The sequence below is a fragment of the Blattabacterium cuenoti genome, assembly GCF_014251255.1.
Classification (GTDB): Bacteria; Bacteroidota; Bacteroidia; order Flavobacteriales; family Blattabacteriaceae; genus Blattabacterium; species Blattabacterium cuenoti_W.
Genome location: NZ_CP059182.1, coordinates 537,478 through 560,423, shown reverse-complemented (window position 1 = coordinate 560,423; position 22,946 = coordinate 537,478). Strand labels below are relative to the sequence as shown.

21 protein-coding genes and 2 tRNA genes are annotated in these 22,946 nt (G+C 24.6%); 10 read left to right on the top strand and 13 right to left on the bottom strand.

Annotated features, from left to right (window positions below):
• Nucleotides 1-39 precede the first annotated feature (39 nt).
• Together H0H77_RS02695 and H0H77_RS02690 are read left to right on the top strand one after the other, a co-directional pair.
• Nucleotides 40-2,523 (top strand): BamA/OMP85 family outer membrane protein, encoded by a 2,484-nt coding sequence (locus H0H77_RS02695; protein WP_185851516.1) that lies wholly within the window; start codon nt 40-42, stop codon nt 2,521-2,523.
• Nucleotides 2,524-2,562: 39 nt separating this feature from the next.
• Nucleotides 2,563-3,057: an OmpH family outer membrane protein gene (locus H0H77_RS02690; RefSeq protein ID WP_238783788.1), complete on the top strand. Its 495-nt coding sequence runs from the start codon at nt 2,563-2,565 to the stop codon at nt 3,055-3,057.
• Between the two features lie 14 nt (nt 3,058-3,071).
• Here H0H77_RS02690 and H0H77_RS02685 read toward each other — a convergent pair.
• Nucleotides 3,072-3,144 (bottom strand) — tRNA-Phe (locus tag H0H77_RS02685).
• 8 nt (nt 3,145-3,152) lie between these two features.
• Here H0H77_RS02685 and H0H77_RS02680 point away from each other — a divergent pair.
• Genes H0H77_RS02680 through H0H77_RS02670 form a run of 3 tightly spaced genes read left to right on the top strand, consistent with a single transcriptional unit; the run spans nt 3,153 to nt 7,169 of the window.
• Complete coding sequence (locus tag H0H77_RS02680; RefSeq protein ID WP_238783787.1) at nt 3,153-3,737, top strand: hypothetical protein; 585 nt, start codon at nt 3,153-3,155, stop codon at nt 3,735-3,737.
• A 7-nt stretch (nt 3,738-3,744) separates the two neighbouring features.
• Nucleotides 3,745-5,019 carry a hemolysin family protein gene (locus tag H0H77_RS02675; protein ID WP_185851514.1) on the top strand — a complete coding sequence of 425 codons (1,275 nt, stop codon included), beginning with the start codon at nt 3,745-3,747 and terminating at the stop codon, nt 5,017-5,019.
• Nucleotides 5,016-7,169: a peptidylprolyl isomerase gene (locus H0H77_RS02670; protein WP_185851513.1), complete on the top strand. Its 2,154-nt coding sequence runs from the start codon at nt 5,016-5,018 to the stop codon at nt 7,167-7,169. The genes H0H77_RS02675 and H0H77_RS02670 overlap by 4 nt, the downstream gene beginning before the upstream one ends.
• 23 nt (nt 7,170-7,192) lie before the next feature.
• Here the strand turns inward: H0H77_RS02670 and H0H77_RS02665 are convergent, their stop codons facing one another.
• A complete protein-coding gene (locus H0H77_RS02665) occupies nt 7,193-7,441 on the bottom strand; it encodes a Sec-independent protein translocase subunit TatA/TatB (protein ID WP_185851512.1) in 249 nt (82 codons plus the stop codon).
• Nucleotides 7,442-7,595: 154 nt separating this feature from the next.
• On the opposite strand from H0H77_RS02665, the gene H0H77_RS02660 reads away from it, so the two are divergent.
• Both H0H77_RS02660 and H0H77_RS02655 read left to right on the top strand, forming a co-directional pair.
• Entirely contained in the window at nt 7,596-9,437 is a 1,842-nt protein-coding gene (locus tag H0H77_RS02660; protein ID WP_185851511.1) for an ABC transporter ATP-binding protein, read from the top strand.
• A 7-nt stretch (nt 9,438-9,444) separates the two neighbouring features.
• Nucleotides 9,445-10,161, top strand: coding sequence for a DUF475 domain-containing protein (locus H0H77_RS02655; protein ID WP_185851510.1), 717 nt, complete (start codon nt 9,445-9,447; stop codon nt 10,159-10,161).
• A 13-nt stretch (nt 10,162-10,174) separates the two neighbouring features.
• Here H0H77_RS02655 and H0H77_RS02650 read toward each other — a convergent pair whose 3' ends face one another.
• The 5 genes from H0H77_RS02650 to folP form a co-directional block, all read right to left on the bottom strand.
• Entirely contained in the window at nt 10,175-11,335 is a 1,161-nt protein-coding gene (locus tag H0H77_RS02650) for a dihydrolipoamide acetyltransferase family protein (protein ID WP_185851509.1), read from the bottom strand.
• Nucleotides 11,336-11,468: 133 nt separating this feature from the next.
• Nucleotides 11,469-12,470 carry a pyruvate dehydrogenase (acetyl-transferring) E1 component subunit alpha gene (gene pdhA / locus H0H77_RS02645; protein WP_185851508.1) on the bottom strand — a complete coding sequence of 334 codons (1,002 nt, stop codon included), beginning with the start codon at nt 12,468-12,470 and terminating at the stop codon, nt 11,469-11,471.
• 76 nt (nt 12,471-12,546) lie between these two features.
• Nucleotides 12,547-13,860 carry a UDP-N-acetylmuramoyl-tripeptide--D-alanyl-D-alanine ligase gene (locus H0H77_RS02640; protein ID WP_185851507.1) on the bottom strand — a complete coding sequence of 438 codons (1,314 nt, stop codon included), beginning with the start codon at nt 13,858-13,860 and terminating at the stop codon, nt 12,547-12,549.
• A 57-nt stretch (nt 13,861-13,917) separates the two neighbouring features.
• Nucleotides 13,918-14,634: a diadenylate cyclase gene (locus tag H0H77_RS02635; protein WP_238783821.1), complete on the bottom strand. Its 717-nt coding sequence runs from the start codon at nt 14,632-14,634 to the stop codon at nt 13,918-13,920.
• A 106-nt stretch (nt 14,635-14,740) separates the two neighbouring features.
• The gene (folP, locus tag H0H77_RS02630; protein ID WP_185851506.1) at nt 14,741-15,586 is read right to left on the bottom strand and encodes a dihydropteroate synthase; all 846 of its coding nucleotides are present in this window, start codon (nt 15,584-15,586) and stop codon (nt 14,741-14,743) included.
• A gap of 48 nt (nt 15,587-15,634) precedes the next feature.
• Between folP and H0H77_RS02625 the strand changes: the two genes are divergently transcribed.
• From H0H77_RS02625 to H0H77_RS02615, 3 genes are all read left to right on the top strand, one after another.
• Nucleotides 15,635-16,153 carry a DUF1599 domain-containing protein gene (locus H0H77_RS02625; protein WP_185851505.1) on the top strand — a complete coding sequence of 173 codons (519 nt, stop codon included), beginning with the start codon at nt 15,635-15,637 and terminating at the stop codon, nt 16,151-16,153.
• Nucleotides 16,154-16,238: 85 nt separating this feature from the next.
• Nucleotides 16,239-16,997 (top strand): triose-phosphate isomerase, encoded by a 759-nt coding sequence (tpiA, locus tag H0H77_RS02620; RefSeq protein WP_185851504.1) that lies wholly within the window; start codon nt 16,239-16,241, stop codon nt 16,995-16,997.
• 33 nt (nt 16,998-17,030) lie between these two features.
• A tRNA-Arg gene (locus tag H0H77_RS02615) sits at nt 17,031-17,104 on the top strand.
• Between the two features lie 6 nt (nt 17,105-17,110).
• Here the strand turns inward: H0H77_RS02615 and H0H77_RS02610 are convergent.
• From H0H77_RS02610 to H0H77_RS03100, 6 genes are all read right to left on the bottom strand, one after another.
• Nucleotides 17,111-17,974 (bottom strand): sigma-70 family RNA polymerase sigma factor, encoded by an 864-nt coding sequence (locus tag H0H77_RS02610; protein ID WP_185851503.1) that lies wholly within the window; start codon nt 17,972-17,974, stop codon nt 17,111-17,113.
• A gap of 24 nt (nt 17,975-17,998) precedes the next feature.
• On the bottom strand, nt 17,999-20,143 hold the full coding sequence (locus tag H0H77_RS02605) for a polyribonucleotide nucleotidyltransferase (protein ID WP_185851502.1): 2,145 nt from the start codon (nt 20,141-20,143) through the stop codon (nt 17,999-18,001).
• Between the two features lie 111 nt (nt 20,144-20,254).
• Nucleotides 20,255-20,524, bottom strand: coding sequence for a 30S ribosomal protein S15 (rpsO, locus tag H0H77_RS02600; protein WP_185851501.1), 270 nt, complete (start codon nt 20,522-20,524; stop codon nt 20,255-20,257).
• 82 nt (nt 20,525-20,606) lie between these two features.
• On the bottom strand, nt 20,607-22,112 hold the full coding sequence (locus H0H77_RS02595; RefSeq protein WP_185851500.1) for a GH3 auxin-responsive promoter family protein: 1,506 nt from the start codon (nt 22,110-22,112) through the stop codon (nt 20,607-20,609).
• A 41-nt stretch (nt 22,113-22,153) separates the two neighbouring features.
• Nucleotides 22,154-22,684, bottom strand: coding sequence for a ubiquinone/menaquinone biosynthesis methyltransferase (locus tag H0H77_RS02590; protein WP_262886694.1), 531 nt, complete (start codon nt 22,682-22,684; stop codon nt 22,154-22,156).
• Between the two features lie 23 nt (nt 22,685-22,707).
• A complete protein-coding gene (locus H0H77_RS03100) occupies nt 22,708-22,890 on the bottom strand; it encodes a class I SAM-dependent methyltransferase (RefSeq protein ID WP_262886693.1) in 183 nt (60 codons plus the stop codon).
• Nucleotides 22,891-22,946 lie beyond the last annotated feature (56 nt).

Sequence of the window (22,946 nt, the reverse complement as noted above, 5' to 3'; positions counted from 1 at the left end):
ACTTAATTAAGCGTTTCATTTTATGAACCAAGAATGAATATGAAAAAAAAGATAAATAGAATATTTTTCTTTTTAATAATAATACAAATACATTTCTTATTTGCTAAAACAAATCAAATAGGAATAGAAAATGGAATTCAAGAAAATAAAAATTCTTTTTTCATTGTAAAAAATATTAAAATCATAGGAAAAACAAAATATGATCCTATTTTTATTTCAAATTTGTCTCATCTTTCTATTGGAGATAAGATTGAAATTCCTGGGAAAAAAATAGATGATATCATTAAAGAATTATGGAAAAGTAATCTTTTTAAAAAGATTTCTATTTTTTATAAAAAGGATAGATTTTCATCAAAAGAAAATGAAATTGATTTGCTTTTTGATTTAGAAGATTCAATAGAAATTCACAAAATAAATATAAAAGGGACTGGAATAACACAATTTGACACTGTTCAAAAAATACGTGAAGGAGAGAAAATTTCTTATGATTTAATTCAATCTCTTCATAATGAAATTAAAGATTATTATCTTAAAAAAGGATATAAAGAAATTTATATAAAAAAAAATATTCTATTTTGTAAAAAAAAGAAGAATATTTTAAATCTCTCTGTGAGAAAAGGAAAAAAGACTTTTATAGAAAGTATTTTATTTGATGGAAATAAAATTTTAAGTCAAAAAATGTTGATGAGTCTTATGACTAAGACTAGAAATAAATTTTATATTCCCATAATAGAAAAACCTTTTCTTTTCGTAGATGAAAAAATAAAAGATGATTTAAAAAATATTAGAGAAAAATATTTCTCAATGGGATTTCTAGATGCTAAAGTGATTTTAGATACGATATGGAAAGAAGAATCTGGCAATTATAGCATAAAAATAAAAGTGATTGAAGGAAATCAATATTCTTTAGGAGATGTTAATTTTATAGGAAATACTGTTTTTAAAACAGATTTTTTGAGAAAAATTCTTGTTTATAAAAAAGGAGATCCTTATGATAAAATTGGAATTAATAACAATATTTCTAATTCAGATTATGCATATAGTATTATTTCAAATTATTTAGATAGAGGATATTTTTTCGCAAAAATTGTTCCTATAGAAACAAAAATAGATAATAAAAATCAAGTTCATCTAGAGATAAAAATAGAAGAAAATCATCCAGTATATATAAAGAAAGTAAATATATCAGGAAATACAATCACTAAAGATCATGTTATTAGACGTGAATTAACCACTTCTCCAGGAGATCTTCTTTCTCCTAAAGAAATAAAATCTAGTTTACTTCGTTTGGTAAATTTAAATCTGTTTGAGACAAATAAAATTTATCCATATATTAAACCCAATAAGGAGCATGATCGTGTAGATATAGAATGGCATGTAGTTGAAAAAGGATCTAATCAAATCAAATTGCATGGAGGATATGAAAAAGGAAAACTTCTTGGAAACTTAAAATTAAGTTTTGGAAATTTTTCTCTTCTTAATTTTTTGAAATGGAATTGGAATCCTATCCCTCAAGGAGAAGGACAAAAATTATTATTATTTAGTCAATTTGGAAAAGATAAAAAATCTTATGGACTTTCTTTTACAGAACCATGGATAGAGAAAAAAAATCCAACATCTCTTACTTTTGAAACTTATTTCTCAAAAAATAAAATAAAAAACGATAAGTCTTTTTTTCCAAAAAATGAAGAAATATTTTTAGAAAAAATAGGATCTTCTATTTATTGGGATAAATTTTTAACTTTTTTGGATCCTTATTCTAAAATAAGATTATCGACGTGTTATGATAAATTTTTTTACAAAAAAAGTCATAGTGATCCTTTTTTACGATTGAATAATTTAAATTACTTAATTTCTTTTCAAAGATTTTATGGAGATCCAGACTTAATTTATCCTATTGATGGATCAAAAATACAAGTTGATACAATTTTTACTCTTCCTTATTCTTTGGTTTTAAAGAATAAAAACAAAAATCAATTAGATTGGATGGAATTTTTTAAGATTAAAATGGTTTCTTATTGGTATAAAAAAATTGTAGATCAAATGGTAATTAAAGTAGGTGGAGAATTTGGAATATTAGGGAATAATGAAAAAAATTATTTTTCATTTCATAAATTTTCTATGGGTGGAAACAAATTAGAAGATAGAGATCATATTTCATTAAGAGGATATTCCGATCATGAAGATCTTACTCCAAATGATGGAGGAATTATTTATAATAAATCTCTTTTTGAAATTCGTTATTTGATTAAATCATTTTCTAATGAAAATGAAAATTTGTCCAAATTTTGGACTTCCTTCTTTTTAGAAGGAGGAAGTATTAGTGATTCTTATAAAAAATTTAATCCATTTAAAATGAATAAATCTTTTGGAGTTGGATTTCGTATGTTTTTTTCTCCTATAGGATTTTTTGGAATAGATTTTGGTCATCCTATAATAATGGGAATAAGTAGTAATAATGAAGAAGGAAAAGATCATTTTAAATCAAAATGGAAAACACATTTTATCATAGGTCAAGATTAATTGAAATTAAATTTTAAAATTTTTCTTATGAGAAAAAATATGATTTTTTATTATCTATTGTTTTTTATATTTTTTAATATAATTGGTATACAAGGATATTCTAAAGAATGTAGTCAAAGAATTGTTTGTCTTAATAGTACGATTCTGGTTGAGAAAATGCCTGAATTTTCTACTGCTAAAAAAGAATTAGAAAAATTGACTAAAAGTCATGAAAATACATTGGAAAAGTTAGTGAAAGAATTTCATAATAAATCTAAAAGATTTCAGAGGAATAGAAATCCAGTTTTGAAAAGAGAATTAGAAGTTTTTCAAGCAAGAGTTCATGCATATCAAAAAAAAGCTGCAGAAGATTTAGCTAAAAGACAAGAACAACTGTTAAATCCTTTGTCTAAAAAAATAGATAATGCCATCCATAAAGTAATGGATAGAAATAAAAATATTCTACGTGTAGATGATTGTAGTCCTGGAAAAGGAGTATTAGTTAATAAAGGAATAGATATCACAGAAGAAGTCAAAAAAGAATTAGGAATTTGATTATTTTTTTTTAGTGGTATCTCCCGGAATCGAACCGGGGACACAAGGATTTTCAGTCCTTTGCTCTACCAACTGAGCTAAGATACCGATTAACTATGATACAAAAGTACAACAATAAAAAAATAAGAAGAAGTAATCTTTTGAAAAGTTTTGTAAAGCTATTTTTTTTATTAGTATTTTTTCTTTTTTTTTCATGTACAACAGAAAAAAAAAATTTCATTAAGTTGATAAAGAATAAAAAACGTAAAGAAATTCCTCATAGGATTTTTCTTCGCACAAGTATTTTATCTAAGGAAAATGGAATTCCTAGATTATTCATGAATTTTCCAATTATGGAAGAATATTCTATTTCTACTTTGTTTCCTAAAGGAATACAATTATTTTTTTTTGATAAAAAAAATACAAAAGAATATATTTCTCTTACTGCAGATTGGGTTAAATCAACTGAAAAAATTTTTTATCATATCAAAGGAAATATTAGAGTTGTAAGTTCCAATGGATATTTTTTAAAAACGGATGAAATTTTTTGGAATAGAAAACAAAAAAAAATATTTAACAATAAGTGTACAATTATATATTATCCAGATGGAACTATGTTGCGGGCAATGAATGGACTGGAGGCATCTGATGATTTTAAAAATATTAGCTTGAAAAATATTAGTGGAATTATCCCTATATAAAAATGGTATGATTTTTTATATTAGTATAGTTTTTATTACTATACTTGTATCTGCTTTTTTTTCTGGAATGGAAATGGCTTTGATTTCTTCTAGTTTTTTTCAAATAGAATTGGAAAAAAAGAAAGGTTCTTTTCGTTCTAAATTGCTTTCTAAAAGCATGAAACATTCAAAAAAATTTATAACGACAATGTTAATAGGAAATACTATATCTTTAGTCGTATATGGAATTTATATGGGAAAATTATTTCCATTTTTTATTCCAAAATGGTTTTTTATTTACAATAATTCTTTTTGGTTTTTTCTGCTAGAAACAATTTTTTCCGCTACTATTATTCTTATTATTGGAGAATTTATTCCTAAAATGATATTTAGTGCATATTCTAATGAATTATTAAATTTATTTATTATTCCTGCATATTTTTTATATAAAATATTTTCTCCTATTACAAATTTGATTACTTATCTATCTAATATTTTTCTAAATTTTTTGGGGGAAAAAGGAAATGAAAAAACTAAAATTTTTGATAAGGAAGATTTAATTTCTTTTATATCAGAAAATATAGAAAACAATATTCAGGGAATAGTAGAATCAGAAGTGGAAATCTTTCATAAAGCTTTAGATTTTTCTGAAAAAAAAGCAAGAGAATGTATGGTTCCTAGAAAAGAAATAGTTGCTTACAACATAAATACTTCTTCTCTTGATAAAATTCGTTATAAATTTACAGAAAAAGGATTTTCAAAAATTGTTATTTATAAAAATAATATAGATAATATTATAGGATATATTCATTATTTGGAATTCTTCAAAAAAAAAATAAATTATCTTGAATCTATAATTCGACCAGTAGAATTAGTTCATTTAACAACTCCAATACGAAAAATAATGGATCTTCTTATTAAGAAAAAAAAAAGTATTGCTATAATATTAGATGAATATGGTGGAACAGCAGGAATGATAACTATAGAAGATATTTTAGAAGAATTTCTTGGGGATATAAAAGATGAACATGATGAAATTCTATTTGTGGAAAAGAAATTAAATGAAAATGAGTTTTTATTTTCTGCTCGTTTAGAAATTGATTTTCTTAATACTAAATATAAATTAGATCTTCCTAAATCAGAGGAATATGAAACCTTAGGAGGTTTAATTGTTTCTTGTACAGGAAATATTCCTAAAAAAGGAGAAAAGATAATGATTAGTGATACTTTCTTTATTTCAATAAACAAAGTATCTAAAAATAAAATAGAAGAAGTTTTTCTTAGAAAAAAAAATTATATATGAGTTTTTTAGAAAAAATAAGAAGGAATACATGGATTTTATTTTTATTTATAGGAATTTCTTTGTTTTTTTTTGTATTAGATCCTAATGTTTTATTAAAAATTTTTTATGAAAGTCCAAATATTGTTGGGAAAGTCAATGGAGAAAATATTTCTATGAAAGAATATATCGATTGTTTTCAATTTTTGAAACAATTTCGTAAAGAAGAACCAGATTTTTATTTGAAGAATGAAGCTTGGAAATTATTAGTATACGAAAAAATATTAAATCAAGAAGCTGTAAAATTGGGAATACAGAGTACAAAAAAAGATTTTTGGAATGCTGTTTCTAAACAATCTATATATAGTCATGTGTTTGATTTTCAAGATTTTTATGGAAATTTAGATCTTAAAAAATTTAAAAATTATTTGAAAATATTAGAAAATGAATCTGAAGTTCAGAATCCTAAAATTGAGGAAGAAAAAAATATTTGGTCCTATGAAAAAAAAAATATAACAAAAAAAATATTTGCAAAGAAATATATAGAAATGTTAATGTATGGATTAAATACATCTTCAGTTGAAGCAGAATTTAATTATAAGGATAAAAATTTTTTTTCTTTTATTGATTATGTTTTTATTCCTTATTCAGAAATAGAAAATAGATATAAAAACATGTTTTTAATAAAAAATCATGATATTTATGATTACATTAAGAATCATAAATTTCTTTATAAAAGAGAAAATATAAGAAGTCTTGGTTTCGTTATTTTTCGTTCTGAACCATCTTTAGATGATGAAAATCAAATGAAAAAAAAGATGGAAAAATTATTTCGTAAATTTCAATCTACTAATCAAAATTATATTTTTGTTTCAAAACAATCTGAAAAACTTTTTGATTCAAATTTTTACTTAAAAAAGTCTCTTCCACCTGTTTTACAAAATTTTATTTCAAAAAATAAAAAAATTGGAAATATTATAGGACCTATAAAGGAAGAAAATATTTATTTTATGGCTAAACTAATTGGAAAAAAAATGATATCTGATTCCGTTTTAGTGAGTCATATTTTAATCTCTCATAGAGATGCAATACGTTCTTCTAATCACAGAACGAAGAAAAAAGCTAAAGAAATAGCTGAGAATATATTTCATATGATTAAAAAAAATCCTTCTTTGTTTGATTCTTTTGTGATAAAAAAATCAGATGATTTAATGAGTGCGAAAAAAGATAAAGGAAGTTTAGGATGGATAAAATATGATGATCAAAATTATTCTAATTATTCTATTAATTCATTTGATATTTTTTCATTGAAAAATAAAAAAGGAATGATAGGTTTTTCTGAAACAAAATTTGGTTATCATATATTTAGAATTGATAAAAAAAGTATTCCGATGCCTGCTTATCAATTTGCAGTCATTGTAAAGACTCTTACTCCATCTAAAAAAACAGAAAATTCTCTTTACAAAAAAGTAAGAAAATTTTTTATTGAAAATAAAAATTCTAATTTTAATAAATTTATTAATCATGCAAGAAAAAATAAATACGAAACAATATATTTGAAAAATATTAAATTTGATCAATCTCATATTGATGAATTAAATACAGAAAAAGATAAAGAAATAATTCATTGGGCATTTGAAAAAAATAGAAAAGAAAGAGATTGCAAAATGATTTCTACTTCCAAGAGAGATTATATTGTCGTATATCTTTCAAAAATTCAAAATAGAGTTTTTTCAATAGAAAAAACAAAAAATAATTTAGTTCTTTTTTTAAAAAAAGAAAAAATAAATAAGTTTTTATCTCATATGATGAGAAAAAAATTTTCAAATCCAAATTTGGAAAAAATAGCATTTTATTTTTCTAAAAAAATAAAAAAATCTTATAAAATAAATTTTTATGATTCCATAATTGATGGGGATAGAGAACCTAAAGTTGTTGGTTTTGCTTCTTCATTAAAATTATATGAAACTTCTAAACCTATACTAGGAGAAAAAGGAATTTTTTTTGTAAGACCTTTAAAACATTTTTACCCTTCTAAAATTCCTTCTTATTTTTCTTCCGAAATGGAAGAATTAAATTCTTATTTGAGAAAAAATTCTTTAGAAAATTTAGGAAGAATATTGATTGATAAATCAATCATAAAAGATTATAGAAATAATATTAAGAATATTTAGTTTTTCATGGAATGATTATATTCTTATTCCGTTTTAGTTTTTTTAGGAGGATTCTTTTTTTTTTTATTGAAAAAAAAATTTTTATTTTTTGAATTTTGAATACTGTTTTGTATTATTTCATTTTTTATTTTGTTTTTAGCATTTTTTAAATATCTAATTCCTTCACCCATTCCGCGAGCTATATCAGGAATTTTTTTTGGTCCAAATATAAGAAGAGCTATAAAAATAATAAAAAAACTTTCTTCAATGCTAATAAATAAAAAGTTTATCATTTTTTTGTTTTTTTTTCTGAAAAATCATAAGATAATGCATATAAAAATTGTAATCAAATTTATTATACGAATTCTTATTCGTAGTTTTTTATTGAAAAAAAAATTTATGTTATTATAACACAATTTTGTTATAAATAGGACTTAAATAAATTAAATGAATGTACTTGAAAAAATTTTAACTTATTTCAAACCCTATAAATATTATTATATTCTTAATATATCGTGTAATTTTTTACATTCTTTGTTTTCTATTATATCTATAATATCTATTTCTCCTGTGTTAAGTCTTTTACTTGAAGTCACTGAAAAAAAAGAAGAAAGTAAAACAACATTTTTTAATTTTTTTAATGGATATTTTGATTTTTTTATAAAATATTTTCACAATTGTATTAATTCAATATCATATAAATATGGAAAAACAAATACACTTGCCATTTTTTGTATTTTTATTATGATCCTTTTTTTAATACGAAATGTCTTTAGATATTTAGCAGAATATTTTATGATAGGAATAAGAACTTCTATAGTTAGAAATATACGGAATGATTTTCATAAAAAAATATTGTCTTTACCTATTATTTTTTTTTCTAATAAGAGAAATGGAGATTTAATGTCAAGGTTATCTAATGATATTAACGAAATAGAAGGATCTATAGTAAATTCTTTAGCTAATATTATTAGTTATCCTATTATAGTTTCTTTTCATTTATTTACTTTATTTTTTATGAGTTATCAGTTAACATTATTTGTTTTTATTTTGCTTCCTTTAATGGGAACATTAATATCTATTATAGGGAAAAGTTTGAAAAAAGATGCGATAGGATCTCAAAATCAATTAGGAAAATTGTTTTCTGTGATAGAAGAAACATTAAATTCTATAAAGGTTATAAATATTTTTAATGCAGAAAATCAAATGCAAAGACGTTTTGAAAACATATCTGAATGTCAAAGAAAACTTTCCGCACGTGTTAATAGAAAAAAAGAATTAGCTTCTCCTATTAGTGAATTTTTGAGTTCCATTACTATGATTTTAATTGTTTGGTATGGAGGAAAACTTTTTTTAGAAAAAAAAGGAATGAATCCAGAAATTCTTTTCCCTTTTATAGGTCTTTTTTTTCAAATAATCAACCCAACAAAAAGTTTAGTAAATTCTATATCGAATATTCAAAAAGGAAGAGCCTCTGTAGAACGTATTGTGGAAATATTAAATACTAAATGTGTTTCAAATGAAAAAAAAAGATCTCAATCAATTTTTCATTTTGAAGATGAAATTTTGTTTCGGAATGTCTCATTCACATATAACAAATTAGTTCTAATTCAAAACTTAAATTTTACTATAAAAAAAGGAAAAACTATAGCTTTAGTAGGAAAATCTGGAAGTGGAAAATCTACTATTGCAAATTTACTTGCTAATTTTTATGATGTTTCTTCTGGAGAGATTACTATTGATGGAATCAATATCAAATGTTTAAATACTAGAGATTATAGAAGATTATTAGGAATGGTTACTCAAGAACCAGTTCTTTTTAATGATTCTGTTTTCAATAATATTGCATTAGGTGTAGAAGAAATAGTTTCTATGGATTCTATAATACAAGCAGCTAAAATTGCAAATGCACATTGTTTTATTAAGAAACTTCCAAAAGAATATAATACAGTTATTGGATACAATGGAAACAAATTATCTCTGGGGCAGAAACAAAGAATTAGCATTGCAAGAGCCGTATTAAAAAATCCTCCTATTCTGATACTAGATGAGGCGACTTCTTCTCTAGATACAGAATCTGAAATAGCTGTACAGAAAGCTTTAAATCATATGATGAAAAACCGAACTTTATTAGTAATAGCTCATAGATTATCTTCTACTCTCAGACGAAATGCAGATCATATTATTGTATTAGAAAAAGGAAAAATTATAGAACAAGGAAAACATAAATATTTGATTTCAAAACAAGGTACTTACAGAAATTTATTGAAATTGCAAAGTTCATTTTAAATGAATTATGATTTCATTCATTGTAAAAAATGACATTCAAAATATTATTGATCATCCTATAGTTTCTATTTACACTGTAGGTAATATTTTTTTTATAGAAAGTATTTTATCAATAGATAATGCAGCATTATTAGCATCTATGATGATGGACATAAAAAAAGAAGATAGAAAAAAAGCTATAAAATATGGTATTTTTGGAGCTTATTTTTTTAGGAGTGTTTGTTTAATATTTGCATATAAATTAATTCAAATATGGTGGTTAAAGCCATTAGGAGGAATTTATTTAATTTATCTTGGGGGCAGATATTTCTTCTCCAAAAACAAGAAAAAGAAAGAAAATTTAAATAACAAGAAAAACATAAATTCGTTTTGGAAAACAATTCTTAGTATAGAAATAATGGATTTATCTTTTTCTATTGATAACATTTTTGCAGCTGTTTCTTTATCAGAAAATTGTATTTTAATTTTTTTAGGTATTTTTATAGGAATTTTGTCTACGAGATGGATTACTCAAGTATTTGTGAAAATAATGGAAAAAAAACCTCTTTTGAAAGATTCCGCTTTTTATGTGATCATCATACTTGGAGTAAAACTTATTTTTTATTTTTTAGACAAAAAAAAGACTTTTCTTTTCTATGAAAGATTTTTTACATTTTTTCCTTCTATTATATTTTTATCTACAATTCTTATATCCTATCTTTTTCCAAAGAAAAAAGAAGGATAAAAAAAACATAAAACTAAACTAATATAGTAATAGGATCTTCTAACATTTTCTTTAATGTCTGAAGATAACTACTTCCTGTTGTTCCATCTATAATCCTGTGATCGCAAGATAGAGTTATTTTCATAACATGTCCTATTTCTATTTTTGAATTTTTAACAATAGGTTTTTCCATAATAGCTCCTACAGAAAGAATAGATGAATTAGGGATATTAATTATAGAAGTAAAAAATTCAATTCCGTACATTCCCAAGTTAGAAACTGTAAACGTACTATTTTCTATTTCTTCTGGTTGTATTTTCTTTGATTTAGAACGAAATACTTTATCTTTTATTTCTTTAGATATTTGAAGTAATGATTTTTGATCAGTATTTTTAATTACTGGAACTATTAATCCATCTTTTACAGAGACGGCTACTCCAATGTGAATATAAGGATGATATATAATTTCTTCTTTTTTCCATGAAGCATTTACATTAGGATGATCTTTCAAAGATATAGAAACTGCTTTAATAATAATATCATTGAAAGAGATCCTCTCTTCTGTAGAAAGTTTTTCATTCAAACTTTTTCTTAATTGTATCATTTTTTCTACATTAATCTCAATTACTAAATAATAATGAGGAGCCGTGAATTTAGAATTTGTTAAATGTGTTGCAATTTTTTTTCTCATTGAAGAATGAGGATATCGTGATTCTATTTTTATCTTCATTTCTTCCTCTTTCTCTTTAGTAGGATTAAAATTTTTATCGTATGTTTCAACATCTCTTTTAATGATACGACCTCTTTCTCCACTTCCTTTTATTTTATTTATAGGAATTCCTATTTTTTTTGCCATTTTTTTTGCTACAGGAGATATAAATCTTCTCTTTCCTTTTTCTTCTTCTTCACTTTTTTTTTCTTTCTTTAACTCAGACAAAAGAAAACTGATATCTTCTCCTTCTTTTCCAATGATAGCGAGTGTCTCATTAACACGTGTTTTTTCTCCTTCTTTTACCCCTATAAAAAGGAGAATTCCACTAACATCAATTTCAAAATCTTGAGTCGCTTTATCCGTTTCTATTTCCGCCAAAATATCTCCTTCTGAAACTTTGTCTCCTACCTTTTTATTCCATTTGACAACTGTTCCCTCTTCCATTGTGTCACTTAATTGGGGCATGGATATTATTTCTGCCATTCTTTTTTTTCAGATATTTATTTTATATATTATTTATTATGTATGTTACTTTACTATATTACTCTACTCCTCCTATGTTTTGTTTTCTTCTGTTTCTTTATATGTATGTATGGATGGAATGAATAAAATCGAATCACTGGATCACTTTATCTAAAAAAGGATAATTTGTCTCGTTATAAACAACATTATACATTTCTTCTAAAGAAGGAGGATCCGATTTTTCTGCAAATTCAACACAAGATTCTACTTCTTTTTTTATTTCATTTTCAATAGAATTTAGATTTTCTATAGTTTCCCATTGATTTCTAATAATAATATTTTTTAATTTCAAAATGGGATCCTTTTTTTTATAGAAATGAATTTCTTCCTTACTACGATATGATTCTGCATCAGACATTGAATGACCTCTATATCTGTAAGTCTTAACTTCTATAAATGTAGAACCATCTCCCCTTCTAGCTCTTTCAATAGCAGAAAAAGCTATTTTTGCTATTTTTTCAGGATCCATTCCATCTACAGGATAAGATGGCATTCCATATGCAAAACCTATTTGATAAATTTCTTTCATATTGGTGCTTCTTTTTACAGATGTTCCCATAGCATATTGATTATTTTCGCATATGAAAACAACAGGAAGTTTCCATATCATGGACATATTAAAAGTTTCATGTAAAGAACCTTGTCTTACAGCCCCATCTCCCATAAGTGTAATAGTTACAGAATCTCTGTTAAAATATTTATCGGCAAAAGCAATTCCAGCTCCTAATGGAATTTGACCTCCTACTATTCCATGTCCTCCATAAAAACGATGTTTTTTACTGAATATATGCATAGAACCTCCCATTCCGTGAGAAGTTCCTGTAGATTTTCCTAAAAGTTCTGCCATGATTTTTTTTGGATCCACTCCCATAGAAATGGGAAAAATATGACATCGGTAAGCCGTTATCATTTTATCTTTAGATAAATCCATAGCATGAATTAATCCTGCAGGAAGTGCCTCTTGCCCGTTATATAAATGCAAAAAACCTCTTATTTTCTGTTTTAAATATAGGGAACGACATTTGTCCTCAAATTTTCTCCAAAAAGACATATCTTTAAACCACTTCAAATAGGTTTCTGTGGTAATTTCTTTCATAAAAGAAAAATTTTATGAATTATGAAGTTTTTTTCGCATACAAATTTAATCTTTAAGATATAAATCTACAACAAATTTAGATTAAATCTATTATACTTTCTAAATAGTTTTTTCTAGAACCTTTAATGAGAAGATAATCTGTATTAAGAATAATAGAACAATAATTGTTTATACACTGTATAAAAATATTTTTATTAAAAAACTTTTTCACTTTATCAGAAGTTTTAATAGTAGTGTGAAAAAACATTTCTCCAATTAAAAAAACTGTGTTGATATTACTTTTTTCTAGATAAAAAATAATTTTTTGATGTTCTTCTTTAGAAGAAAAACCTAATTCATCCATATCTCCCAATATAGCTATTTTTTTACCTTCAATTTGATTATTAAAATATGTGAGAGCATTCTTCATACTAGTAGGATTGGCATTATAGCAATCCATAATAATTTTTATATTTTTTTTTTGAAAAATTTGAGATCTATAATTGTTGGGAACATACTTTTCCACAGCTTTTTTAATTTTTTTTAAAGAAACTTGAAAATAATTCCCAATAGTTATGGCAGAAGCTATATTGTATAAATTATAGTTTCCTATTAATTTGGATACTATTTGTAGATTATTCAAATCTAAAATAGATGTTAAATTTTTTTGATTCCATGAATATTTAATTTTTACATTTACATATGAATTATATTTTTCAGAGAAAATATATCTATTCATTCCTAAACTATTAGTTAATTGAATGGGATCATCTCCATTTACAAAAACTTTTTTTTTATTTTTTTTTAAAAAATCGTATAATTCTAATTTTCCACGAATCACTCCTTTCATATCTTTAAATCCTTCTAAATGAGCTTTTCCAAAATTAGTTATATATCCATAGTCTGGATTAATTATAGAACACATTTTTTCTATTTCTTTTTCATGATTAGCTCCTATTTCTATCACAGAAATTTGTGTCTTTTTAGACATAGATAGAATCGTCAATGGAATTCCTATATGATTATTGAAATTTTCATTAGTAGAATGAACAAGATTATATTTTTCAGCTAAAATAGCTGCTGTTAATTCTTTAGTTGTTGTTTTTCCATTACTTCCAGTAATAGCAATAATAGGAATATTTTGAAGTTGTAATCTATGATACTTTGCTAATTCTTGCAAAGAAAACAAAGTATTTTTTACAAAAAAAATATTTTTAAAAGGAAAAGTGTATCTTGGATCATCTACTATTGACATCATTGCTCCATTTGAAATGGCTTCATTAGCAAATTGGTTTCCATTAAAATTTTTTCCTTTCAAAGCAAAGAAAATAGAACCTTTTTTTACTTTTTTACTATTTATTTCTACTCCAGAAGAAATAGTATATAAATTATATAAATTTTTTATGTTCATTTTTATATAAAATATTTATATATAAATACAAAGTATTTTAAAATTTTAAAAAAAAAGTCAAAGTAAATCTTCTTCAAGTTTCATTTTTAGATGATTTATGTTAGTAATGACTGTTCTATTTTGATCTTTTATATAAGATATATAACCAGTTTCTTCAGAAATAACGAGACATATTGCGTCTGTTTTTTCAGATAATCCAATAGCAGCTCTATGACGAAGACCTAAACGAGATGGAATTTCTTTATTATAAGATACTGGTAATATAGCTCTTGTTCTCACAATTTTATTTTTTCTTACAACAACAGCACCATCATGTAACGGACTATTTTTATAGAAAATACTTTCTAAAATAGGAATATTAATTTTGGCATCCATTTCATCTCCATTTTGGATAAATTCTTTTAGATCCTGATGTAATTGAATCACAATCAATCCTCCTGTTTTATCTCCCGAAAAAATAGCACAAGCTTTTACAATACTATCTATAGTTTCAGTTTTTACTGAAGAAGTAACTTCAGATTTTTCGAATAGAGAAAAAACAAATTTTTTAAAAAAAATTCTGCTCCCAACTATAAGAAGAAATTTTCTTATTTCTGGTTGAAATAAGATAATTAAAGCTAAGAAACCTCCTTTAAAAAAAGCACTTATAACTATGCTAAGAAGTTTCATTTTGTACATTTCTACTATTTTCCAAAAAATGAAAGTAGCAATAATTCCATAAAAAATATTTAAAGCAGCTGTGTTATAAACAAGTCTATATACTTGTAATAAAATAATAGCTACTAAAAAAATATCTAAAATATCAATGAAAGAAATTCTAAAAAAAAATATAAAATAAAAAAAATGGATTCATAAATAATTAAGTTTTTTTATGAAAAAATTATATTTCTTCATAATATTGAACTAATTTGATACATTCTACAGCTTCTTTTACGTCATGTACTCGTAATAATTTAACTCCCTTTAACAGAGATAAAGTATGAATGATAGAAGTAGCATTTAATGATTCTTTAGAAGAAATTTTTAGAATATTTTGAATCATAGATTTTCTAGAAACACCAATTAAAATTAAATGATCTTCAAATCCTAATAGAGACAAATGTTTTAATAATTGAAAATTTTGTTCCAATGTTTTTCCAAAACAAAATCCAGGATCTAAAATTAGATCATTTATTCCATATTGTTTCAAATAATAAATTTTTTTAGAAAAAAAATGATTGATTTCTATAATTGGATTAATATTTTTTTTAATTTTTTCAGAATTAGAAATTTTTTTTCTATTTATATGATGATGATGCATATGAGTTAATATATATGGAATTTTCAGTTTCTTCAAAAGAAAAAACATGTTTTTATCTAACATTCCTCCAGATATGTCATTTATCATGACAACTCCTTCCTTTACTGCTATTTCTGCTACTTTACTACGAAAAGTATCTATAGATATTCTAGTATTTGGAAATGTCTTTAATATAGAACGAATAGGACTAATTATTCGTTTGATCTCTTCTTTTTCTGTTGGAAATTTAGCTCCTGGACGAGTAGAACAACCTCCAATATCTATAAAATCAGAACCTTCATTTAATAGAGATTCTACATGTTGTAATATTTTGGATTCTGAATTTAATTTTCCTCCATCATAAAAGGAATCAGGAGTTACATTTACTATTCCCATAATTTTTGGTTTATTGAAACATAATAAAGATCCTGCGCAATTAATTATCATTAATTAAAACTATTTTTTGTAATTTATCAATTAATAAAATTAAATGATATGAATCATATTTTCATTGATTTTATCATTGAAAAATGTAAAAAATTATTTAAAGAAAAATTAAAAGATTATGATTTATCATGGAAATTTTTAAAAATTTCTTCTATGATAGATCAAATTTTTATAAAAATTTTACGTATACAAAATATTCAAAAAAAAGGAAATACAAAAGTAAAAGAAGAAAACATTATAGATACATATCTAGATGTTATTAATTACATTATAATAACATTAATAAAATTAAATTTTTCTTCTTCTTTGAAAAGAAAGATTTCACATTCTAAAATTTTAAATATATATAACAAACAATTAAATCCAATTAAAAATTGGAACGATAAAGAAGAAATCAATGATGGATTATCAATAGATACAATTGTAGAAAACATTTTATCTTGTAAAAAAAAAAAAAATTTTCTTTCTAAATCTAAAGATTTGGAAAAATTTTATTTAAAAATGTTAAAAATGATAATCTTTTTACTCTCTAAGAATAGAGATATAGAAAAAATGAAAATGAATTAGAATTTATCTCTTTTTTACTTTGACTCTCCTACTAGAGACACACACTAAAACTCGAAAAAAAGAAAGAATAGAAGAATTAATTAAAATGAAAAAAAAGATTGTAATTGCAAATTGGAAGATGAATCATGATTTCTATGAAACGACTTCTTTTCTTAGAGATTTACTAAAAATTTTTTTTGATAAAAAAATAAATTACAAAAAAAAGGTTATTATTGCACCATCTTTTCCTTTTTTACAAATTTCGAATCAGATTTTACAAGGGACTTCTTTAAATGTTGCTGCTCAGAACGTTCATCAAATGGAAAATGGACCTTATACGGGAGAAGTATCTGCCTCTATGCTAAGATCTATAGGAATTAAACAAGTAATATTAGGACATAGCGAACGGAAAAAATATTTTTCCGAAACAAATGACATTTTACTAAAAAAAATTCATATTTCTTTAAAATATGGATTAAACATTATTTTTTGTGTTGGAGAAACATTTTTTGAAAGAAAAAGAAAAGAACAGTTTATCGTTGTTAAAAATCAGTTAGAAGAAACTGTATTTCAATGTACTTCAGAAAAAATTAGCAATTTTATTATTGCATACGAACCTATATGGGCTATTGGAACAGGGGAAACAGCTACTCCTGAACAAGTTCAAAAAATGCATAAGTATATTCGTACTTTATTTTTAGACAAATATGGAGAAAAAATATCAAAAAAAATCCATATTTTGTATGGAGGAAGTATAAACGATACTAATGCAAGAAATATTTTTTCTAAAGAAGATATAGATGGAGGTCTTGTTGGAAATTCTTCACTTCAAATAGAAAAATTTTTAAAAATACTTTTATCCTAAAAAATATTTTTTTTATATATTCACATAATGATAGGCCTCGTAGCTTAATTGGATAAAGCATCTGACTACGGATCAGAAGATTATGGGTTCAAATCCCTTCGAGGTCTTTTTTTTTATCCCAGATAAGGCTTAAGAATTTTGCTTCTAGAAGAATGTTTCAATCTTTTTAAAGCAATACTTTCAATTTGTCTGACTCTTTCTCTTGTTAAATCACAAGATTGTCCGACTTCTTCTAATGTCATTGGCGGAGATCCATTTAAACCAAAATGCAAAATAATAACACGACGTTCTCTTTCACTTAAAGTTTCCAAAATTCTTTTGATGTCTTTTCTAAGAGATTCTTTTTCTAGATGTTCATCTGGACGAGGAGATTCATCCGATCTAACTAAATCATATAAATTAGAATCCTCTCCTTCTATTAAAGGAGCATCCATAGAAACATGTCTTCCTGAATTTTTTATAGATTCTTCTACATCTTTTTCATTCATATTTAAATATTCTGCTATTTCTCTTATAGAAGGAGTTCTTTGTAATTCTTGTTCTAATTGAGCAAGAGTTTTAAGTATTTTATTTAATAAAGCTAATTTGTTTGTAGGTTGACGAATAGATCGTGATTGTTCTGCTATTGCTTGTAAAATAGCTTGTCTAATCCACCAAACAACATAAGAAATACATTTAAATCCTCTTGTTTCATCAAAACGTAATATTCCTTTTATCAATCCTAAATTTCCTTCGTTTATTAAATCACATAAACTTAATCCTTGATTTTGATATTGTTTTGCCACAGAAACAACAAAACGTAAATTGGCATTCACAAGTTTATCTATAGCAGATGCATCTCCTTCTCTTGCTCTACGAGCATATTCTACTTCTTCTTCTGGTGTTAATAACGGAATTTTTCCTATCTCATGAAGATATTTATCTAAAGATTCAGATTCACGATTAGTTACTTGTTTAGTAATTTTGAGTTGTCTCATGTTTTTTTTCTAAGTTTTATAGAATTATTTTTTTTTAGGACGAGGAAAAAGAACTTTTCTAGAAAGTTTCATTTTTTTGTTTTTATCATCAATTCCCATAAACTTGACATCAATAATATCTCCTACGTGCAACTCGTCTTTTATATTATTTAACCTTTTCCATCTTATTTCAGAAATATGCAATAATCCTTCTATTCCTTTGGATATTTCCACAAAAGCTCCAAAATCTTTTATAGATTTTACTTTTGCTTTATAAACTTTTCCTATTTCAGGAACAAAAGTAATCTCTTTGATTCTATTAATAGCTTTTTCTATTTTATTGGAATCCTTTCCTATAATTTCAATATATCCTGTTCCTCCCTTTTCTTCAATTAAGATACTTGTTTCTGTATCAGATTGTATTTCTTGAATTACTTTTCCTCCTGATCCTATGACTGCGCCTATGAAGTCTTTTGGAATATTTAAAGTATATATTTTTGGAGCATTAGGTTTCAATTTTTTTCTATAACTTGGTAAAGTTTCTCGCATTTTTTTTAGTATAAACATACGACCTTTTAAAGCTTGATTTAAAATCTGATTTAAAAGATCATATGTCAATCCTTGTGTTTTTTTAACATCCATTTGACATGCGGTAATTCCATTTTTTGTTCCTGTTATTTTAAAATCAATTTCCCCAAAACTATCTTCGTCTCCCATAATATCAGAGATGATCACTTTTTTTTCTTTATCTGTAAATAATCCCATGGAAATACCGGAAACAGGATTTTCAATAGGAATCCCTGCATCCATTAATGCTAAACTTGCTGCACAAACTGTTGCCATAGAAGAAGATCCATTAGATTCTAAGATATCAGAAACAACACGAATTGTATATGGATTATTAGGAGGAATAACGTTTTTTAATGATCTTTGTGCTAAATTTCCATGACCTACTTCACGTCTAGTAACTCCTCTAATTGGACGGATTTCTCCAGTAGAAAATGGAGGAAAATTATAATGAAGATAAAATTTTTCTTGATTTTCCATAATAACGTTATCTATTCTATTAGCATCTAAAGATGATCCTAGTGTTACTGTAGTTAAAGATTGAGTATCCCCCCTTGAAAATAATGCAGATCCGTGAACTCCTGGAAGATAATCCACAATACTCCATATTGGTCGTATTTGTTGATTGGTTCTTCCATCCAATCTAATTCCTTTTTTCAAAATCATATGTCTAATTATTTTTTTTTTCATTTCTTCATAATATTGATGAATAAAAATTTCATTTTTTTCTCTTTCATCTAAAGACAAATTTTTTTTGAAATTATTTAATATTTTTCTTTCTTGAATAGATCTCATTTTTTTCACCAAAAAACTTTGGTAAAGTTTTTCAATTTTTTCGTAAGAGAAGGAAAATAGTTTTTTTTTCAAATTTTCATTTTCTAACAAAGAATTTTCCATATCAAAATCATTCTCAATGAAAAAAAAACGATTTTTTGGTAACTTTTCCACAAGTTTAATTTGTGCTTTTATTTGATTTTTTATTGCTTTATGAGCAATAGTAATAGCATTTAAAAATTCACTTTCTGTAATTTCTTTCATTTCTCCTTCTATCATGAGAATAGAATTTGTAGAAGCTCCTACTATTAAATCCATATCTGCTTCTTTCAATTGATCTAAATTAGGATTTAGAATAAATTTTTTATTGACACGTATAATACGTATTTCTGATACAGGACCCTCAAATGGGATTCCTGCGATAGACAAAGCAGTAGATGCTGCTAATCCAGCTAATCCATCTGGTAATACTGTTCTATCATATGATAGCAAAGATATCATAATCTGTATTTCTCTTCTAAAAAATTCTGAAAAAGTAGGTCTCAAAACACGATCTACTAATCTCATTGTTAAAATTTCTTCATCAGAAGGTCTTCCTTCTCTTTTTATAAATCCACCAGGAATTTTTCCACCAGCAGAATATTTTTCTCTATAATCCACTGTTAATGGTAAAAAATTGATTTCATTTGGAATGATTTCTTTAGAAACAACGACAGTCGCTAATAACATTGTATTTTTTGTTCTTACAATAACGGAACCATCTGCTTGTCTGGCTAATTGCCCTGTTTCTAGAACAATAGTACGATCATCTTCTTCTAGAGAAATGATTTCTTTGACTGGATCTGACATATTGAATTTTTTTCTTCTATTCTATAATAATTTTTTTAAAAAATAAAAAGATTGTATTTCTATTCGAAATGATTACTAGTTTTTTTTTGAGTAGGAGAATCCTCTTAATGATCATTTTCTTAATTCTAAATGTTTGATAAGTTTTTTATAACTATTTATATCATATTTTTCTAGATATTTCAGTAATTTTTTTCTTTTTCCTACTAATTTTACCAGTGCTCTTTCTGTGTTGAAATCTTTTTTGTTCTTTTCCAAATGTTTACTTAAATGCTTAATTCTATAAGTGAATAAAGCAATTTGCGTTTTGGATGAACCTGTATCTAAAATAGATGTTCCATAAGTTTTAAATATTTCTTTTTTTTTATCTGATGTAAAATACATATATATTATATTTCTATTCTTATTCTCCTTATAACTATTCTAATAGAAGGATGTTTAATGAAAAAATAAAGTTAAAAATTTTTTATTCTATTTTAAGTAGAGAATCGATATATTTCCTATCGTTAGATAAACGTGGAACTTTATTTTGTCCTCCTAATTTTTTTTGGGTTTTTAACCAATCGTAAAATAATCCATTTCTAGCAACATATATAACAGGAGGACGTAAGATTATATTTTTATATCTTTTAGTTTCATAATCTGAATTCAAAGATTTCAATTCATTATCTAAAATGTCTCTAAAATTGTTTAAATTTTTTGGAGGCTTTTTAAATTCAATAATCCATTCATGAGCTCCAGAATTTTTTTGATTCATATAGATAGGACCAGCTGTATATTCATGAATAACAGAATCCGTTTTTCTACAAGCTATGTCTAATGCTTTTTCAGCATTTTCAATGATTAACTCTTCTCCAAAAGAATTAATATAATGGCTTGTCCTTCCAGAAACAGATATTCTGTATGGAGATAAACTAGTAAATTTTATAGTATCTCCAACTACATATCTCCATAATCCAGCATTTGTAGAAATAACAAGTGCATAGTTTTTATTTAATTCTACTTTTTCAATAGGAATAATTTTTGGAAATGGATTGTAGAATTCTTCCATAGGGATAAATTCATAAAAAATTCCATGATCTAACAAAAGCAAAAGATCTTTTCCATTTTTTCTATCTTGCACTGCAAAAAAACCTTCTGATGCGCTATATATTTCATAATAATTAATAGATTTAGAAAATAAATCATTATATTGAGGAAGATATGGTTTAAAGTTTACACCTCCATGGAATATCACTTCTATGTTCTTCCATATTTCGTTTATTTTATTTTCTTTTAATGTTTTTAACAATTGATTTAAAAAAATAAGAAGCCAAGAACAAACTCCTAAAAGAATACGTACATCTTTGTATGCGGTTTCTTTGACAAGAGTTTTTAATTTTTTTTCCCATTCACTTATTAAAGCGATTTTCTTTTTAGGAATACTAATATATTCTGCCCAGAATGGAAGATTTTTTATCAAAATAGAAGATAAATCTCCACAAAAAGTATTATAGTCTTTATATAATTCAAAGCTTCCCCCTAAACGAAGAGCTTTTCCAAAAAAAATTTTTGTTTTTGGATGATTATGAATATATATAGATAACATATCTTTTCCTGCTTTATAATGACATTCCTTCATAGAATGTTTTGTTACAGGAATATATTTACTTTTTGTATTTGTAGTTCCAGACGATTTAGCAAACCATTTGATTTTACCTGGCCATAATATATTTTTTTCTCCTTGACGAATTCTCTTAATTATAGGATGTAAATCTATATATTTGCATATGGGAATTCTTTCTGAGAATTGTTGATATTTTTTGATCTCGCAAAATCCATATTTTTTACCAAACTCAGTGTTTTTTGCATATAAAATCAATTGATGAATGAGTCTATGTTGTATTTCTATTGGAGAACATAGAATAGATTTTATATTTTTAATTCTTTTTTTTATAAAAGTAGATGTTAAATATCCAGATAAATACTTCATAACTTTTAATTTTTAATTAAAAATCAGTTTTTTTTTTAAAATTATTTTATTGATAAATAAATAGATGCAATTCCACATGTTAATTTTTTTGTATGAATAATTTTAAATCTGTGATCTTTTAATAATTTTTTCATTTTATTTCCATAATAAGAATCTGAAAAAGATTTAATAGATTCTTGTAAATAGCTATAAGCAAAATGATTTTTTGATAAAAAATTTCCTATTTTAGGTAAAAAAAAATGAGAATAAAAATGGTAAATTTTTTTTACGTAAGTATTTGAAGGAAGAGAAAATTCCAAAATTTCTAAAATCCCTAAGGGTTTAAGAATTCTATAGATTTCCTTAAAAGAACGGTGAAAATACTGAAAATTTCTTAATCCAAACGAAATAGTCACTATATCAAAAGTATTATTTCCAAATGGAATATTTTGTGAATATCCTTGAATCACTTGAATTTTTTTTTCCAAAAAATTGTTTTTTATTTTCTTTTTAGCTATTTTTAGCATTTTATCAGATGGATCCAATCCAATTACATTGATATCATCAAATCTTTTAGCTAGTAAAATAGCCAAATCTCCAGTTCCAGTAGCTATATCTAATATTTTTTTTTTTCTTTTGTAGTTGTTATTATTTGACTAAGTAAATGAACAGCTTTTCTTCTCCATAAAAAATCTATTCCAAAAGACAAAATATGATTAATCAAATCATATTTTGAAGAAATATCGTCAAACATTTTTGTTAATTCTTTTTCCCTTGAAAAAAGGGGGTCTTTGTTCATAAGATTATTTTTTATAATATTAACAGAAATTAATAAAAAAACGATTTTTTCACAAA

Coding starts and splice junctions, on each gene's coding strand:
- rpsO (WP_185851501.1), bottom strand. CDS start 20,524: ATGTATTTTACATCAGATAAAAAAAAAGAAATATTTAAAACTTATGGA.
- H0H77_RS02690 (WP_238783788.1), top strand. CDS start 2,563: ATGATTTTTTATTATCTATTGTTTTTTATATTTTTTAATATAATTGGT.
- folP (WP_185851506.1), bottom strand. CDS start 15,586: ATGATAATTAATTGCGCAGGATCTTTATTATGTTTCAATAAACCAAAA.
- H0H77_RS02665 (WP_185851512.1), bottom strand. CDS start 7,441: ATGATAAACTTTTTATTTATTAGCATTGAAGAAAGTTTTTTTATTATT.
- tpiA (WP_185851504.1), top strand. CDS start 16,239: ATGAAAAAAAAGATTGTAATTGCAAATTGGAAGATGAATCATGATTTC.
- pdhA (WP_185851508.1), bottom strand. CDS start 12,470: ATGAAAGAAATTACCACAGAAACCTATTTGAAGTGGTTTAAAGATATG.
- H0H77_RS02610 (WP_185851503.1), bottom strand. CDS start 17,974: ATGAGACAACTCAAAATTACTAAACAAGTAACTAATCGTGAATCTGAA.
- H0H77_RS02675 (WP_185851514.1), top strand. CDS start 3,745: ATGATTTTTTATATTAGTATAGTTTTTATTACTATACTTGTATCTGCT.
- H0H77_RS02605 (WP_185851502.1), bottom strand. CDS start 20,143: ATGTCAGATCCAGTCAAAGAAATCATTTCTCTAGAAGAAGATGATCGT.
- H0H77_RS02650 (WP_185851509.1), bottom strand. CDS start 11,335: ATGGCAGAAATAATATCCATGCCCCAATTAAGTGACACAATGGAAGAG.
- H0H77_RS02640 (WP_185851507.1), bottom strand. CDS start 13,860: ATGAACATAAAAAATTTATATAATTTATATACTATTTCTTCTGGAGTA.
- H0H77_RS02655 (WP_185851510.1), top strand. CDS start 9,445: ATGATTTCATTCATTGTAAAAAATGACATTCAAAATATTATTGATCAT.
- H0H77_RS02695 (WP_185851516.1), top strand. CDS start 40: ATGAAAAAAAAGATAAATAGAATATTTTTCTTTTTAATAATAATACAA.
- H0H77_RS02660 (WP_185851511.1), top strand. CDS start 7,596: ATGAATGTACTTGAAAAAATTTTAACTTATTTCAAACCCTATAAATAT.
- H0H77_RS02670 (WP_185851513.1), top strand. CDS start 5,016: ATGAGTTTTTTAGAAAAAATAAGAAGGAATACATGGATTTTATTTTTA.
- H0H77_RS02680 (WP_238783787.1), top strand. CDS start 3,153: ATGATACAAAAGTACAACAATAAAAAAATAAGAAGAAGTAATCTTTTG.
- H0H77_RS02625 (WP_185851505.1), top strand. CDS start 15,635: ATGAATCATATTTTCATTGATTTTATCATTGAAAAATGTAAAAAATTA.
- H0H77_RS03100 (WP_262886693.1), bottom strand. CDS start 22,890: ATGAACAAAGACCCCCTTTTTTCAAGGGAAAAAGAATTAACAAAAATG.
- H0H77_RS02595 (WP_185851500.1), bottom strand. CDS start 22,112: ATGAAGTATTTATCTGGATATTTAACATCTACTTTTATAAAAAAAAGA.